Source organism: Bacillus sp. FSL H7-0578 (genome assembly GCF_038630855.1).
GTDB lineage: Bacteria > Bacillota > Bacilli > Bacillales > Bacillaceae > Bacillus > Bacillus safensis.
Genome location: NZ_CP152045.1, coordinates 98,044 through 113,658, shown reverse-complemented (window position 1 = coordinate 113,658; position 15,615 = coordinate 98,044). Strand labels below are relative to the sequence as shown.

The 15,615-nt window shown below is 45.3% G+C and carries 8 protein-coding genes, 9 tRNA genes and 3 rRNA genes; all 20 read right to left on the bottom strand.

Going from position 1 to position 15,615, the window contains the following annotated elements:
* The 20 genes from ispD to MHB41_RS00510 all read right to left on the bottom strand — a co-directional run bounded on the left by ispD (position 1) and on the right by MHB41_RS00510 (position 15,062).
* The gene (gene ispD / locus MHB41_RS00605; RefSeq protein WP_041115162.1) at positions 1 to 690 is read right to left on the bottom strand and encodes a 2-C-methyl-D-erythritol 4-phosphate cytidylyltransferase; all 690 of its coding nucleotides are present in this window, start codon (positions 688 to 690) and stop codon (positions 1 to 3) included.
* 13 nt (positions 691 to 703) lie between these two features.
* On the bottom strand, positions 704 to 1,804 hold the full coding sequence (locus MHB41_RS00600; RefSeq protein ID WP_024425582.1) for a PIN/TRAM domain-containing protein: 1,101 nt from the start codon (positions 1,802 to 1,804) through the stop codon (positions 704 to 706).
* A 153-nt stretch (positions 1,805 to 1,957) separates the two neighbouring features.
* Positions 1,958 to 3,037 (bottom strand): DNA integrity scanning diadenylate cyclase DisA, encoded by a 1,080-nt coding sequence (disA, locus tag MHB41_RS00595; RefSeq protein ID WP_024425581.1) that lies wholly within the window; start codon positions 3,035 to 3,037, stop codon positions 1,958 to 1,960.
* 2 nt (positions 3,038 to 3,039) lie between these two features.
* Positions 3,040 to 4,419, bottom strand: a complete 1,380-nt coding sequence (gene radA / locus MHB41_RS00590; protein ID WP_025092231.1) for a DNA repair protein RadA — start codon at positions 4,417 to 4,419, stop codon at positions 3,040 to 3,042.
* Positions 4,420 to 4,512: 93 nt separating this feature from the next.
* Positions 4,513 to 6,948 (bottom strand): ATP-dependent protease ATP-binding subunit ClpC, encoded by a 2,436-nt coding sequence (clpC, locus tag MHB41_RS00585; protein ID WP_007496263.1) that lies wholly within the window; start codon positions 6,946 to 6,948, stop codon positions 4,513 to 4,515.
* Positions 6,945 to 8,036 (bottom strand): protein arginine kinase, encoded by a 1,092-nt coding sequence (locus MHB41_RS00580; RefSeq protein ID WP_024425579.1) that lies wholly within the window; start codon positions 8,034 to 8,036, stop codon positions 6,945 to 6,947. The genes clpC and MHB41_RS00580 overlap by 4 nt, the downstream gene beginning before the upstream one ends.
* Before the next feature lie 4 nt (positions 8,037 to 8,040).
* Entirely contained in the window at positions 8,041 to 8,598 is a 558-nt protein-coding gene (locus MHB41_RS00575; protein ID WP_024425862.1) for a UvrB/UvrC motif-containing protein, read from the bottom strand.
* A 14-nt stretch (positions 8,599 to 8,612) separates the two neighbouring features.
* Positions 8,613 to 9,077 (bottom strand): CtsR family transcriptional regulator, encoded by a 465-nt coding sequence (locus MHB41_RS00570; protein ID WP_003217184.1) that lies wholly within the window; start codon positions 9,075 to 9,077, stop codon positions 8,613 to 8,615.
* A 177-nt stretch (positions 9,078 to 9,254) separates the two neighbouring features.
* Positions 9,255 to 9,370: ribosomal RNA gene (rrf, locus tag MHB41_RS00565) — 5S ribosomal RNA — on the bottom strand.
* A 61-nt stretch (positions 9,371 to 9,431) separates the two neighbouring features.
* Positions 9,432 to 12,362: ribosomal RNA gene (locus MHB41_RS00560) — 23S ribosomal RNA — on the bottom strand.
* Positions 12,363 to 12,544: 182 nt separating this feature from the next.
* Positions 12,545 to 14,093: ribosomal RNA gene (locus MHB41_RS00555) — 16S ribosomal RNA — on the bottom strand.
* The 16S, 23S and 5S rRNA genes sit together here with 9 tRNA genes alongside, the layout of an rRNA operon.
* Positions 14,094 to 14,218: 125 nt before the next feature.
* Positions 14,219 to 14,294 (bottom strand) — tRNA-Ala (locus MHB41_RS00550).
* Between the two features lie 8 nt (positions 14,295 to 14,302).
* A tRNA-Pro gene (locus MHB41_RS00545) sits at positions 14,303 to 14,379 on the bottom strand.
* A gap of 7 nt (positions 14,380 to 14,386) precedes the next feature.
* Positions 14,387 to 14,463, bottom strand: a tRNA-Arg gene (locus MHB41_RS00540).
* Positions 14,464 to 14,473: 10 nt separating this feature from the next.
* Positions 14,474 to 14,559: transfer RNA gene (locus MHB41_RS00535), tRNA-Leu, on the bottom strand.
* A 12-nt stretch (positions 14,560 to 14,571) separates the two neighbouring features.
* Positions 14,572 to 14,643, bottom strand: a tRNA-Gly gene (locus tag MHB41_RS00530).
* Positions 14,644 to 14,673: 30 nt separating this feature from the next.
* Positions 14,674 to 14,756: transfer RNA gene (locus MHB41_RS00525), tRNA-Leu, on the bottom strand.
* A gap of 8 nt (positions 14,757 to 14,764) precedes the next feature.
* A tRNA-Lys gene (locus MHB41_RS00520) sits at positions 14,765 to 14,840 on the bottom strand.
* A 37-nt stretch (positions 14,841 to 14,877) separates the two neighbouring features.
* A tRNA-Thr gene (locus tag MHB41_RS00515) sits at positions 14,878 to 14,953 on the bottom strand.
* 33 nt (positions 14,954 to 14,986) lie between these two features.
* A tRNA-Val gene (locus MHB41_RS00510) sits at positions 14,987 to 15,062 on the bottom strand.
* Positions 15,063 to 15,615: the final 553 nt, after the last annotated feature.

Here is a 15,615-nt window from a genome sequence, read left to right as displayed (position 1 = left end):
CTAGTACCCTCTTTCCGCATCCATAATTGCCTTGGCAACCAATAAATCATCCGGTGTTGTCAGCTTAATATTGGTATAGTCTCCTTGGACAATATACACATTCTCACCCTGTAATTGTTCAACAAGACTGGCGTCGTCTGTTCCAAAGAAGCCTGTCCGCTCCGCATATTCATGCGCCTCTTTTAAAATAGAATGACGAAAAGCTTGTGGGGTCTGGACTGCCCACAAGCTCTGACGTTCAATGGTTTGTTCCACTTTGCCTTCTTGAACGCGTTTGATTGTGTCTTTCACTGGTACCGCTACAACTGCGGAGCCTTTTTCAATCGCTGCTTTAACGAGCAAGTCAATCTGTGTATGCTTAATAAAAGGCCTTGCTCCATCATGAACAAGCACGATGTCCGCATCTTTCACAGCCTTTAATCCTTCGTATACACTTTGCTGACGTTCTTCACCGCCAGTGACAAGTGAAACAGGCGTTTGAAAAGCGTGTACCTTGAGTAGCCTTTCAAAGTCTTGACGCTCCTCTTCATTGATCGCTAGGATCATGCGTTTGCATTGCGCATGAGCGTCAAACACCTTTAGTGTATGAATGATGACCGGCATTCTTTTCAGCTCAATAAAAAGCTTATTGCGGCCGGCCTTCATTCGTTTCCCCTGCCCCGCAGCCGGAATAACTACTTCATAATACATGTTCGTTCTCCCTTTAGAGCGCCTTCTCCAGAAGTTTTGGCTTCGCAAAAATCATTCTTCCAGCAGCAGTCTGCAGCACACTAGTGACGAGCACATCGATGTCTTTTCCAATGTAATTGCGTCCTTCTTCTACCACAATCATTGTACCGTCATCTAAGTAAGCAACACCTTGGTTATGCTCTTTTCCATCTTTGATGACCTGTACCTTCATTTCTTCCCCAGGCAGTACAACCGGTTTAACGGCATTGGCTAGATCATTGATGTTTAACACTGCTACTTTTTGAAGTTCGCATACTTTATTTAAATTAAAATCATTGGTCACAACAACACCTGAAGTTAATTTAGCGAGCTTCACAAGCTTGCTATCAACCTCTTGAATGTCTTCGAAGTCACCTTCGTAAATTTCAACTTTGATATCCAATTCTTTTTGAATACGATTTAAAATATCTAGACCTCTTCGGCCTCTATTTCTCTTTAATACATCTGAAGAGTCTGCAATATGCTGTAATTCCTCGAGTACAAATTGAGGAATGACCATGACGCCTTCTAAGAATCCAGTTTGACAAATATCTGCGATTCTTCCATCAATGATAACACTTGTGTCTAAAATTTTCAGCTTTTTATCTTCTATTTCAGGTTCATCATCAGCTGCTCCCTTTTTCTTTGTGACCTTTGCAGATCGGGAGAACAGCCCTATCATTTCATCCTTCTTCTTAAATCCTACCTGAAATCCAAGGTATCCTAAAAAGAAAGCCAGGAAAATCGGAATAATGGTACCAAAAATATGATATGGGATATTGTTTAGCGGGATCACGTTTACAATAAGATATGCTAGAATAAGTCCAAATACTAATCCGAAACTTCCAGATATAAGATCAGGAAGAGGCGCCTTCAATAGAGAATCCTCGATCCATTTCACCCAATTTACCACATAACCTGTGCACCATTTACCAATGATGAAGAACACAACGGCTCCTATTAGTGCTGATGAGTAAGCATTTGTTATGAAAGGTATGTCCTTTACATTTAAAAGCAGAAATAACTCTGGAATGATAAAAATCCCTACAACTGCACCCAAAATGATAAAAAACGCCTGAACGATTCTTTTTAACATACCTTCACCTCCTTTATTTTTCATCTGTCAATCCACCTTCATCTGACATTAATATATGTTTAAGTTTCCTATCATGAGCAACAGAAAACAAAACCATCATTAATATACCCATATTCATCCATTTTTAACCGTAATAGAGAAAAATTTCTCTTCTTAAAGCTGACGGTCAATGTAATGTTTTTCTTGTAACCTTTTTAATCCTTTTTTTATCTTTTTCGCTCTTACTTCTCCAATTCCTTCTACTTCATCCAATTCTTGTACATCTGCTTCCATAATTCGATCTAGCACACCGAATGCTTCAACCACATTTTCGACGATTGGCATTGGCAGTCTAGGGATTTTATGGAGCAATCTATATCCTCTTGTGTACACATATTCGTCAATATTTGTAGAAGCTGGATATCCAAGTAACTTGTACAGAATGGAATCATCTAAAAGCTCAAAGCTCGACATATCTTGAAGTTGTTTGAGCAGCACATACGGATCTTTGATCTTTTCTTTCACGTAATCTTTAATAAATAAAGCTGCTTCCTGCTCCATATCTGTAATCAATTCATTGACTTGCAGACGGATCAAGTGCCCTTCTGTTCCGAGCTCTTTGATATACATATTGATTTCATTTTTGATTCTGAGTACCATTTCGTAGCGGTGCAGCACGGATAATACATCACCAAAGGTCACAAGCTCTTCAAATTCTAGAGCGCTTAACGCAGAAATGGCGTGATCTAAAATGGTTTTATATTTCTCAAGTGTCTGAATGGCTTGATTGGCCTTTGTTAAAATAAAGCCAATATCTTTCAGCGTATAACGACGATTCCCTTGGTATAAGGTAATGACGTTCCTCCGTTCAGAAATGGCAATGATTAAGCAGCCTGTCTGCTTTGCTACACGTTCAGCCGTCCGGTGCCTCATGCCTGTTTCCGATGAATGGATGGTTGCATCTGGCATCAGCTGTGTATTCGCATACAAGATTTTTTGACCAGAATCGCTAAGAATAATGGCCCCGTCCATCTTCGCCAATTCATATAAATGTGCTGGGGAGAAGGCCGAATTAATGTGAAATCCTCCATCTACCACACTCTTTACTTTGTCATTATAACCAACAACAATGAGCCCGCCAGTATTGGCTCTCAGGACGTTTTCAATCCCTGCCCGCAGAGGTGTTCCTGGTGCCACAAACTGTACAATATCTAAGAGATCGAGTTCTCTCGCTCCTTTTTTCTCTTTTTCCATTTCTATGATCCCCCTAGTGAAATTCGAAGTGCCTCCGCTACATTTTCTACACCAACTAACTCAATCCCTCTCGGCTTTTTCCATCCGTCTATATTCGCCTGAGGAATAAACATTCGCTTAAATCCTAGTTTTGCAGCTTCCTGCACTCGCTGTTCAATTCTTGATACTCTTCTGACTTCTCCCGTCAGACCGACCTCTCCTATAAAGCAATCCGCTTGATGCGGCGCTGCATCTTTAAAGCTTGATGCAATACTGACGGCAATAGCTAAGTCAATCGCCGGTTCGTCAAGCTTCACACCGCCTGCGACCTTTAAATACGCATCTTGGTTTTGCAGCAGCAGCCCCACGCGTTTTTCTAAAACTGCCATGAGCAGCGATACTCGATTATGATCAAGGCCAGTGGCCATTCTTCGCGGATTCCCAAAGCTTGTCGGGGAAATTAACGCCTGTATCTCGACAAGTACGGGTCTTGTTCCTTCCATTGAGGCAACAACACACGAACCAGATACACCTGCCGACCGCTCTTCTAGAAAGATTTCTGATGGGTTTAATACTTCCGTGAGCCCTTCCTCTCTCATTTCAAAAATTCCCAATTCATTCGTTGAACCAAATCGGTTTTTGACCGCCCGTAAGATACGAAACGTATGATGACGCTCGCCTTCAAAATAAAGAACTGTGTCCACCATATGCTCTAAAAGGCGTGGACCTGCGATCGAGCCTTCTTTGGTCACGTGACCAACGATAAAAATAGGAATACCATTTGTCTTGGCAATCTTCATCAGCTGCGCTGTACATTCTCTAACTTGAGATACAGAGCCGGGAGCTGACGTGATATCGCTTTGGTAAACGGTTTGAATCGAATCCACCACAACAAAAGCAGGTTTCATCTCCTGTATAGCAGACGTTATATACTCCATATCGGTTTCAGCCAAAACATGTAAAGAGGCGCTTTCAATGCCAAGGCGGTCCGCTCTTAGCTTCGTTTGTTTAATGGACTCCTCACCAGATATGTATAACACATTCTGATTTTTGTCTGAGAGCTGTGCTGATACTTGTAATAATAATGTGGACTTCCCAATCCCAGGATCTCCGCCGATGAGAACAAGAGAACCTTTGACAATTCCACTTCCTAATACTCGATTAAATTCTTCTAAATTTGTTTTAATTCGGGGTTCTTCGGATGTTTCAATTGCAGATATAGGTGAAGGTTTTTGAATGGTTTGAACAGAATGATTAAAAGCACTTCGACGGTTTGCCGGCTCTTTGCGAACGACCTCTTCTGTCATACTGTTCCACGTGCCGCAGCCTGGACATTTCCCCATCCATTTGGCTGACTCATAACCGCACGATTGGCATATAAATTTTGATTTTGTCTTAGCCATAGATTGAAGAATACAACTCCTTATACTGGTCAGAAAATAAGTAAAGGGAGGCATACACCTTACTGGTATGCCTCACACTTTTTTCTTACTATATTAGTTCGTAGCAGCCGTCGCTTTTACGACAATCTCTCCATCTTCCACATCTAATACGATATGTTGACCTTTTTCAATATTCCCCTTCAGAAGCTCTTCAGAAAGTCGATCTTCTACATGCTTTTGAATCGCTCTTCTTAACGGACGCGCACCGTACTCAAGATCTACTCCTTCGTCGGCAATCTTCGCTTTTGCTGCTTCCGTCAATTCAATTGATAGGTCTTGTTCTTTTAATCGTTTTGTCAATTGATCAGACATGAGAGACACGATCTCTTTTAGATGTTTCTTCTCAAGCGAGTGGAAGACAATGATTTCATCAATACGGTTGATAAACTCAGGTCTAAACGCACGTTTCAACTCGCCCATCACTTTGCCTTTCATATCCTTGTAATTTTGACTTTCATCCTGCACGTTAAAGCCAACATATTTATTGCGCTTCAGCTCACTAGCTCCAACGTTTGATGTCATAATCAAAATCGTATTTCTAAAGTCAACGGTACGCCCTTTAGAATCAGTCAGACGACCATCTTCTAACACTTGCAGTAAGATATTAAATACATCTGGATGCGCCTTTTCAATCTCGTCTAAAAGAACGACAGAATAAGGTTTTCTTCTCACTTTTTCAGTCAGCTGTCCACCTTCATCATAGCCCACATAGCCTGGAGGTGACCCAACAAGTCTGGATGTAGAGTGCTTCTCCATGTATTCAGACATATCAATACGGATCATTGCTTCTTCATCACCGAAAATAGACTCAGCAAGTGCTCTTGCAAGCTCCGTTTTACCAACCCCTGTTGGACCTAAGAAAATAAAGGAACCGATTGGGCGCTTCGGATCTTTCAGGCCAGCACGCGCACGTCTCACCGCTTTTGCTACAGCGACAACCGCTTCATCCTGTCCGATCACGCGAGAGTGGAGCAATTGTTCCATATTCAGAAGCTTATCTGTCTCCGTTTGAGCAATTTTCGAAACAGGCACTCCCGTCCAGCTGGAAACGACCATTGCGATATCATCTACAGATACCTCTGAATTCTCTTGTCCCTGCTTTTCTTTCCATGATTTCTTTGTAACTTCTACTTTTTCACGCAAACGCTGTTCTGTATCGCGAAGAGAAGCTGCTTTTTCAAATTCTTGACTTTGAACTGCCGCATCCTTTTCCTTGCGTACTTCATCCAGCTTTTGCTCTAATTCTTTTAGGTTAGGCGGTGTTGTGAACGAACGTAAACGGACTTTCGAACCTGCCTCATCAATTAAATCAATCGCCTTATCTGGAAGGAATCGGTCAGAAATATAACGGTCAGACAGCTTCACCGCCGCCTCAATCGCTTCATCTGTAATAGACACACGGTGATGTGCTTCATACCGGTCTCTAAGCCCTCTTAAGATTTGAATACTTTCATCAACAGACGGCTGATCTACTTGAATTGGCTGGAAACGTCGTTCAAGCGCAGCATCCTTTTCAATATATTTACGGTACTCATCTAACGTTGTCGCCCCAATACATTGAAGCTCTCCACGTGCTAGGGATGGCTTCAAGATATTAGACGCATCAATCGCACCTTCTGCTCCACCAGCACCAATAAGTGTATGAAGCTCGTCGATAAAGAGAATGATATTTCCTGCCTGGCGAATTTCGTCCATCACTTTTTTCAAACGATCCTCGAATTCACCACGATATTTCGTACCAGCTACAACAGTTCCCATATCCAGGGTCATTACTCGTTTATCACGCAGGATTTCAGGCACTTCATTATGAATAATTTGCTGTGCAAGACCTTCTGCGATGGCTGTTTTACCAACACCAGGCTCACCAATCAGCACAGGGTTATTTTTTGTTCTTCTACTTAGGACCTCAATGACACGTTGAATTTCTTTGCTTCGGCCAATGACAGGGTCCAAGCTGTCCTCTTTTGCGATAGCTGTTAAATCTCTTGCCAGGCTATCAAGTGTTGGTGTATTTGCATTGCTATTAGAGCCAGCTGCAGATGCACCTGTTTCATTGCTTCCAAGCAGCTGCAGGACTTGCTGGCGTGCTTTATTTAAGCTCACTCCGAGGTTATTTAAGACACGGGCAGCGACACCCTCTCCCTCACGAATAAGACCTAATAGAATATGTTCTGTCCCTACATAGGAATGACCTAGCTTTCTTGCTTCATCCATTGAAAGCTCAGTGACCTTCTTCGCTCTAGGCGTATAATGAGGAATAGCTTGAGACACCTCTTGCCCTCTTCCAATCAAGCTTTCGACTTCTTTTTGGATTTTATCTGAAACAAGGCCCAGTGCTTCTAACGCTTTGGCAGCGATGCCCTCACCTTCACGTACAAGGCCAAGTAAAATGTGCTCAGTACCTATGTTCTTATGGCCTAGGCGAATGGCTTCTTCTTGTGCAAGTGCTAATACCTTTTGAGCTCTTTCAGTGAATCTTCCAAACATCATATCGTTTCATCCTCCTGTCCATTCCTATGCATTTCTAAGCGCAGCCTTTCTCTAATAATCGCTGCTCGTTTTATATCTCGTTCATTTGGCTCTAAGGCTCCTCCTGAATATTGTTGAAGGAAGCCGGGCTGAGTCAAAATCATGAGTTCATTCAGTATATTACTTGAAAGCCCCTTAATGATACCTAAATCAATTCCAAGCCGCACATCTGACAAACACTTCGCTGTTTCCTTTGATTCAATCATACGACAATTGGCCAAAATTCCTAAGGAACGGTACACTCTGTCCTCAAGTTCAATTTTAGATGTTTGATATAACGCTTTTCGTGCAGATCGCTCTTGTTCAATGAGCTGAGCGGTCACACTATTCAAGTCATCTACAATGTCTTCTTCTGATTGACCAAGTGTCATTTGATTTGAAATTTGAAAGATGTTCCCTATTGCTTCGCTGCCCTCACCATAAATTCCTCTGACCACAAGACCTAATTGATTAATGGCCGGAATAATCCGATTCATTTGTCTTGTGAGCGCTAATGCTGGTAAATGCATCATGACCGAAGCCCTGATACCTGTACCTACATTGGTCGGACAGCTTGTTAAGTATCCTCGCTTTTCAGAAAACGCGTAATCCACTTGCTCTTCAATCCAGTCATCTACCTGATTAGCCGCTTTTAGTGCATTGGCTAGCTGAAAACCTGGGAATAAGCACTGGATTCGAATATGGTCTTCTTCATTCAGCATCACACTGATTTCTTCATTTTCAGAAAGCAAACAGCCGCCAAATCTTGATTCAGCTAAATTGGGGCTGATCAAATGCTTTTCAACAAGTACCCTCTTTGCTAAAGGCTGCGTTTCATTCATTCGAATCAGAACAAAGTTTCCAATGTCCTTCACTTCCTGGCTAGCAAACTTTTGCTCGAATTGCTGGAGAACAGCTTCAGCTTCAGCTTGAGAAAACTGAGTTGGGAAACGAACATGCTCTAGATTGCGCGCTAGCCGGATACGACTGCTTAGAACAATGTCACTTTCTGGTCCTTTTTGTTTCATCCACTGACTAAGAGCGTCTTGAATAAAATGCTGGAGCGACATGACGTTAATCTCCCTCCCTCTGCTGAGATTGCTCATGCTCTAATGCACGAATTTGATCTCGAACTTCCGCTGCCTTTTCGAACTCTTCCTGTTCAATCAGCTGCTTCAGCTCTTGCTGCATTAACTCAAGTTTCCGGCGAACATGCAGGCTGCCGGCAATTCGTTTTGGTACTTTTCCATTATGGACTGTATTTCCACTATGGACTTTCCGTAAAACAGGGTTCAGATACTGATCAAATGTACGATAGCATTCTGCACAGCCAAATCGGCCTGTTTTTCTGAACTGCTGAAAGGTTAAGCCACACTTAGGACATTGATCCACTTCTTTCGCTTCTTGAAAAATAGACGAGCCCTTGTTCGCACTTGTGGTGAAGCTAGGATCAATATTCAATAAGCCTGATAATAAGTTGTGAATCGAGAAACCTTGGTTTCCACTCATAGCATATGAATCACTGTTTTCTTTTGCACATTGTTCACATATGTGCATTTCTTGTTTTTCTCCATTTATAACTTTCGTAAAGTGAAAAGTGGCTGGTCTCTCATTACATTCTTGACAAATCAATCTTTTCACCCGCTTTACTTTAATTTCAAAGCATTTAACATCGCTTTCATCATCCGAGCCCGCAGTTCATCTCGTTCAGGTAAATCAATATGCAATACAGAACGGTCCATGACACTAATCATCATCTTAGCTTCTCTTTCAGATAATATGTTATTTTCAACAAGACGCATGATGATATGATCAGATGCAGCCTGTGATAACCGATGATATATTTGGGAAATAATATTGTTCAATAAGTCGACTTCATCATTCATTTTGACTTTAATGATGCGGATATAGCCACCGCCGCCACGCTTACTTTCAACGATATAGCCTCTCTCGCTCGTAAAGCGTGTATTGATAACATAGTTAATTTGTGAAGGTACGCATTGAAATTTATCTGCAATTTCATTGCGTTTAATTTCTAATATTTCTCGACCGTTCTGATCCAAGACTTCCTTCAAATACTGCTCGATGATATCAGAAATATTTTGTGCCACTCCGCCTCCTCCTCCATTGACTTTGACTATATTTGACTTTAATCTTACTATAAATTTTTTCGATCAATTTTTCAAGATAATCGCTCAACTAACAATATTATTTCCACATTTATATGGTGTCAAACCTCCCAAAAACACAAAAAAGACCAGTTCCGACTGGAACTGATCCTAATAGAAGCTTGGCGGCGTCCTACTCTCACAGGGGGAAACCCCCAACTACCATCGGCGCTGAAGAGCTTAACTTCCGTGTTCGGTATGGGAACGGGTGTGACCTCTTCGCTATCGCCACCAAACCTGATGGAGAGAATGTTCTCTCAAAACTAGATAACAATGTTCATGCTTCACATTAGAATATAGGTTAAGTCCTCGATCTATTAGTATCTGTCAGCTCCACGTGTCACCACGCTTCCACCTCAGACCTATCAACCTGATCATCTTTCAGGGATCTTACTTCCTTGCGGAATGGGAAATCTCATCTTGAGGGGGGCTTCATGCTTAGATGCTTTCAGCACTTATCCCGTCCGCACATAGCTACCCAGCGATGCCCTTGGCAGAACAACTGGTACACCAGCGGTGCGTCCATCCCGGTCCTCTCGTACTAAGGACAGCTCCTCTCAAATTTCCTGCGCCCGCGACGGATAGGGACCGAACTGTCTCACGACGTTCTGAACCCAGCTCGCGTACCGCTTTAATGGGCGAACAGCCCAACCCTTGGGACCGACTACAGCCCCAGGATGCGATGAGCCGACATCGAGGTGCCAAACCTCCCCGTCGATGTGGACTCTTGGGGGAGATAAGCCTGTTATCCCCGGGGTAGCTTTTATCCGTTGAGCGATGGCCCTTCCATGCGGAACCACCGGATCACTAAGCCCGACTTTCGTCCCTGCTCGACTTGTAGGTCTCGCAGTCAAGCTCCCTTGTGCCTTTACACTCTGCGAATGATTTCCAACCATTCTGAGGGAACCTTTGGGCGCCTCCGTTACATTTTAGGAGGCGACCGCCCCAGTCAAACTGCCCACCTGACACTGTCTCCCTGCCCGATAAGGGCAGCGGGTTAGAAGGTCAATACAGCCAGGGTAGTATCCCACCGATGCCTCCACCGAAGCTAGCGCTCCGGTTTCCAAGGCTCCTACCTATCCTGTACAAGCTGTACCAACATTCAATATCAGGCTGCAGTAAAGCTCCACGGGGTCTTTCCGTCCTGTCGCGGGTAACCTGCATCTTCACAGGTACTATAATTTCACCGAGTCTCTCGTTGAGACAGTGCCCAGATCGTTGCGCCTTTCGTGCGGGTCGGAACTTACCCGACAAGGAATTTCGCTACCTTAGGACCGTTATAGTTACGGCCGCCGTTTACTGGGGCTTCAATTCGCACCTTCGCTTACGCTAAGCGCTCCTCTTAACCTTCCAGCACCGGGCAGGCGTCAGCCCCTATACTTCGCCTTACGGCTTCGCAGAGACCTGTGTTTTTGCTAAACAGTCGCCTGGGCCTATTCACTGCGGCTTCTCGGGGCTTTAACACCCTAAGAAGCACCCCTTCTCCCGAAGTTACGGGGTCATTTTGCCGAGTTCCTTAACGAGAGTTCTCTCGATCACCTTAGGATTCTCTCCTCGCCTACCTGTGTCGGTTTGCGGTACGGGCACCTCTCACCTCGCTAGAGGCTTTTCTTGGCAGTGTGGAATCAGGAACTTCGCTACTAAATTTCGCTCGCCATCACAGCTCAGCCTTTACGGGAAACGGATTTGCCTATTTCCCAGCCTAACTGCTTGGACGCGGATATCCAATACCGCGCTTACCCTATCCTCCTGCGTCCCCCCATTGCTCAAATGGTGAGGAGGTGGTACAGGAATATCAACCTGTTGTCCATCGCCTACGCCTTTCGGCCTCGGCTTAGGTCCCGACTAACCCTGAGCGGACGAGCCTTCCTCAGGAAACCTTAGGCATTCGGTGGACGGGATTCTCACCCGTCTTTCGCTACTCATACCGGCATTCTCACTTCTAAGCGCTCCACCAGTCCTTCCGGTCTGGCTTCACAGCCCTTAGAACGCTCTCCTACCACTGTTCGTAAGAACAGTCCGCAGCTTCGGTGATACGTTTAGCCCCGGTACATTTTCGGCGCAGAGTCACTCGACCAGTGAGCTATTACGCACTCTTTAAATGGTGGCTGCTTCTAAGCCAACATCCTGGTTGTCTAAGCAACTCCACATCCTTTTCCACTTAACGTATACTTTGGGACCTTAGCTGGCGGTCTGGGCTGTTTCCCTTTCGACTACGGATCTTATCACTCGCAGTCTGACTCCCAAGGATAAGTCATCGGCATTCGGAGTTTGACTGAATTCGGTAACCCGGTAGGGGCCCCTAGTCCAATCAGTGCTCTACCTCCGAGACTCTTACCTTGAGGCTAGCCCTAAAGCTATTTCGGAGAGAACCAGCTATCTCCAGGTTCGATTGGCATTTCACCCCTACCCACACCTCATCCCCGCACTTTTCAACGTGCGTGGGTTCGGGCCTCCATTCAGTGTTACCTGAACTTCACCCTGGACATGGGTAGATCACCTGGTTTCGGGTCTACGACCACGTACTCATGCGCCCTATTCAGACTCGCTTTCGCTGCGGCTCCGCATCTTCTGCTTAACCTTGCACGGGATCGTAACTCGCCGGTTCATTCTACAAAAGGCACGCCATCACCCGTTAACGGGCTCTGACTACTTGTAGGCACACGGTTTCAGGATCTATTTCACTCCCCTTCCGGGGTGCTTTTCACCTTTCCCTCACGGTACTGGTTCACTATCGGTCACTAGGGAGTATTTAGCCTTGGGAGATGGTCCTCCCGGATTCCGACGGAATTTCACGTGTTCCGCCGTACTCAGGATCCACTCTGGAGAGAACGACATTTCAGTTACAGGGCTGTTACCTTCTTTGGCGGGCCTTTCCAGACCTCTTCGCTTATATCATTCCTTTGTAACTCCGTATAGAGTGTCCTACAACCCCAAGAGGCAAGCCTCTTGGTTTGGGCTGTTCCCGTTTCGCTCGCCGCTACTCAGGGAATCGCATTTGCTTTCTCTTCCTCCGGGTACTTAGATGTTTCAGTTCCCCGGGTATGCCTTCTCATACTCTATGTATTCAAGTATGGATACTACTCCATTACGAGCAGTGGGTTTCCCCATTCGGAAATCTCCGGATCAAAGCTTGCTTACAGCTCCCCGAAGCATATCGGTGTTCGTCCCGTCCTTCATCGGCTCCTAGTGCCAAGGCATCCACCGTGCGCCCTTTCTAACTTAACCATTTCTTACTTTAGAAAGAATCACTATGTGTGATGAACTTTGCATTGCATTCAATGTGAATGTATTACTTATTGTTATCTAGTTTTCAAAGAACAATCCTGTCTCGCTAGAGACATGTTTTGAAGGAATGATCCTTCAAAACTAAACAAGACGAAAACGTACGCTGCTCCATATATCCTTAGAAAGGAGGTGATCCAGCCGCACCTTCCGATACGGCTACCTTGTTACGACTTCACCCCAATCATCTGCCCCACCTTCGGCGGCTGGCTCCATAAAGGTTACCTCACCGACTTCGGGTGTTGCAAACTCTCGTGGTGTGACGGGCGGTGTGTACAAGGCCCGGGAACGTATTCACCGCGGCATGCTGATCCGCGATTACTAGCGATTCCAGCTTCACGCAGTCGAGTTGCAGACTGCGATCCGAACTGAGAACAGATTTATGGGATTGGCTAAACCTTGCGGTCTTGCAGCCCTTTGTTCTGTCCATTGTAGCACGTGTGTAGCCCAGGTCATAAGGGGCATGATGATTTGACGTCATCCCCACCTTCCTCCGGTTTGTCACCGGCAGTCACCTTAGAGTGCCCAACTGAATGCTGGCAACTAAGATCAAGGGTTGCGCTCGTTGCGGGACTTAACCCAACATCTCACGACACGAGCTGACGACAACCATGCACCACCTGTCACTCTGTCCCCGAAGGGAAAGCCCTATCTCTAGGGTTGTCAGAGGATGTCAAGACCTGGTAAGGTTCTTCGCGTTGCTTCGAATTAAACCACATGCTCCACCGCTTGTGCGGGCCCCCGTCAATTCCTTTGAGTTTCAGTCTTGCGACCGTACTCCCCAGGCGGAGTGCTTAATGCGTTAGCTGCAGCACTAAGGGGCGGAAACCCCCTAACACTTAGCACTCATCGTTTACGGCGTGGACTACCAGGGTATCTAATCCTGTTCGCTCCCCACGCTTTCGCTCCTCAGCGTCAGTTACAGACCAGAGAGTCGCCTTCGCCACTGGTGTTCCTCCACATCTCTACGCATTTCACCGCTACACGTGGAATTCCACTCTCCTCTTCTGCACTCAAGTTTCCCAGTTTCCAATGACCCTCCCCGGTTGAGCCGGGGGCTTTCACATCAGACTTAAGAAACCGCCTGCGAGCCCTTTACGCCCAATAATTCCGGACAACGCTTGCCACCTACGTATTACCGCGGCTGCTGGCACGTAGTTAGCCGTGGCTTTCTGGTTAGGTACCGTCAAGGTGCGAGCAGTTACTCTCGCACTTGTTCTTCCCTAACAACAGAGCTTTACGATCCGAAAACCTTCATCACTCACGCGGCGTTGCTCCGTCAGACTTTCGTCCATTGCGGAAGATTCCCTACTGCTGCCTCCCGTAGGAGTCTGGGCCGTGTCTCAGTCCCAGTGTGGCCGATCACCCTCTCAGGTCGGCTACGCATCGTCGCCTTGGTGAGCCATTACCCCACCAACTAGCTAATGCGCCGCGGGTCCATCTGTAAGTGACAGCCGAAACCGTCTTTCATCCTTGAACCATGCGGTTCAAGGAACTATCCGGTATTAGCTCCGGTTTCCCGGAGTTATCCCAGTCTTACAGGCAGGTTACCCACGTGTTACTCACCCGTCCGCCGCTAACATCCGGGAGCAAGCTCCCTTCTGTCCGCTCGACTTGCATGTATTAGGCACGCCGCCAGCGTTCGTCCTGAGCCAGGATCAAACTCTCCGAAAAAGTACAAAACCGAAGTTTTGCTTTTCGCCAGTTTGACTGACTACCTATGAAGTTTCATAGGATTTTTTTATAAAAACTCGAATTAACAGGTACGTTTTGTCTTGTTTAGTTTTCAAAGATCATATTGGTGGAGCCTAGCGGGATCGAACCGCTGACCTCCTGCGTGCAAGGCAGGCGCTCTCCCAGCTGAGCTAAGGCCCCATAAAAGATGGTCGGGAAGACAGGATTCGAACCTGCGACCCCTTGGTCCCAAACCAAGTGCTCTACCAAGCTGAGCTACTTCCCGATCTTAATGGCGCGCCCGAGAGGAGTCGAACCCCTAACCTTTTGATCCGTAGTCAAACGCTCTATCCAATTGAGCTACGGGCGCTTATTTATAATGCCGAGGGCCGGACTTGAACCGGCACGGTAGTCACCTACCGCAGGATTTTAAGTCCTGTGTGTCTGCCAATTCCACCACCCCGGCGTGGATGGTATAAGCGGAAGACGGGATTCGAACCCGCGACCCCCACCTTGGCAAGGTGGTGTTCTACCACTGAACTACTTCCGCATTACAGGATTTCTTTATTTTATTTGGCAATGCGGGTGAAGGGACTTGAACCCCCACGTCATAAAGACACTAGATCCTAAGTCTAGCGCGTCTGCCAATTCCGCCACACCCGCATGAAACATGGTGAGCCATGAAGGACTCGAACCTTCGACCCTCTGATTAAAAGTCAGATGCTCTACCAACTGAGCTAATGGCTCGCTTTAAAAGCGACTTGTCTATCTTACCATATGAAAGTGGTGCCGGCAAGAGGACTTGAACCCCCAACCTACTGATTACAAGTCAGTTGCTCTACCAGTTGAGCTACACCGGCTTTATCTATCCTAACATTATGTAAGAATAAATATGGTGGAGGATGACGGGCTCGAACCGCCGACCCTCTGCTTGTAAGGCAGATGCTCTCCCAGCTGAGCTAATCCTCCATATTGTGTCGTTTCGAAGTGTCTCTCGATCTGACAAATAGTATTATATAACGATAAGATATTGTTTGTAAAGACTTTTTTAAAATAATTTTTGAATTTATTTTAAAGCTGTTTTTTCACCTTTTCGTTAAGGCACCTAAAGAAGTTTACCACTTGTCTCATCATTTTAAAAGCCTTTTTTTCATTTTTTATGTTTTTTTGTTAAAAAGAGCGCTTATATGGCTCTATCATTGCAAAAACAGCAATTTCGAAGCTTTCATATCCTTGTTTTATTTCATATATCTCTGGATAAAAAACATCCAAAAAAGAAATTCTATTATTATTTTATTTTTCTGAGAAATCTTTTTTGCCTAAAAAAGTGTAAAAATAATTACTGGTCTTTACTATTTTTCAACAAATCGTTTCACATTAATTTTTCTGCTGCTTCAAACACTCAACAGTCTTATCATCGATATAAAGTTTTACCAGGAGAATTAATATTAGTATTGTTTCTTTCTCCTTTTAAGTTAAAAATTTAGCAATAGCTGACTATCCCCTTTGGGGTGAGGGTGCC

Bases quoted from the DNA above. Each gene is read 5' to 3' on its own strand.
- radA (WP_025092231.1), bottom strand. From the start codon at position 4,419: ATGGCTAAGACAAAATCAAAATTTATATGCCAATCGTGCGGTTATGAG.
- MHB41_RS00580 (WP_024425579.1), bottom strand. From the start codon at position 8,036: ATGTCGCTCCAGCATTTTATTCAAGACGCTCTTAGTCAGTGGATGAAA.
- ispD (WP_041115162.1), bottom strand. From the start codon at position 690: ATGTATTATGAAGTAGTTATTCCGGCTGCGGGGCAGGGGAAACGAATG.
- disA (WP_024425581.1), bottom strand. From the start codon at position 3,037: ATGGAAAAAGAGAAAAAAGGAGCGAGAGAACTCGATCTCTTAGATATT.
- clpC (WP_007496263.1), bottom strand. From the start codon at position 6,948: ATGATGTTTGGAAGATTCACTGAAAGAGCTCAAAAGGTATTAGCACTT.
- MHB41_RS00600 (WP_024425582.1), bottom strand. From the start codon at position 1,804: ATGTTAAAAAGAATCGTTCAGGCGTTTTTTATCATTTTGGGTGCAGTT.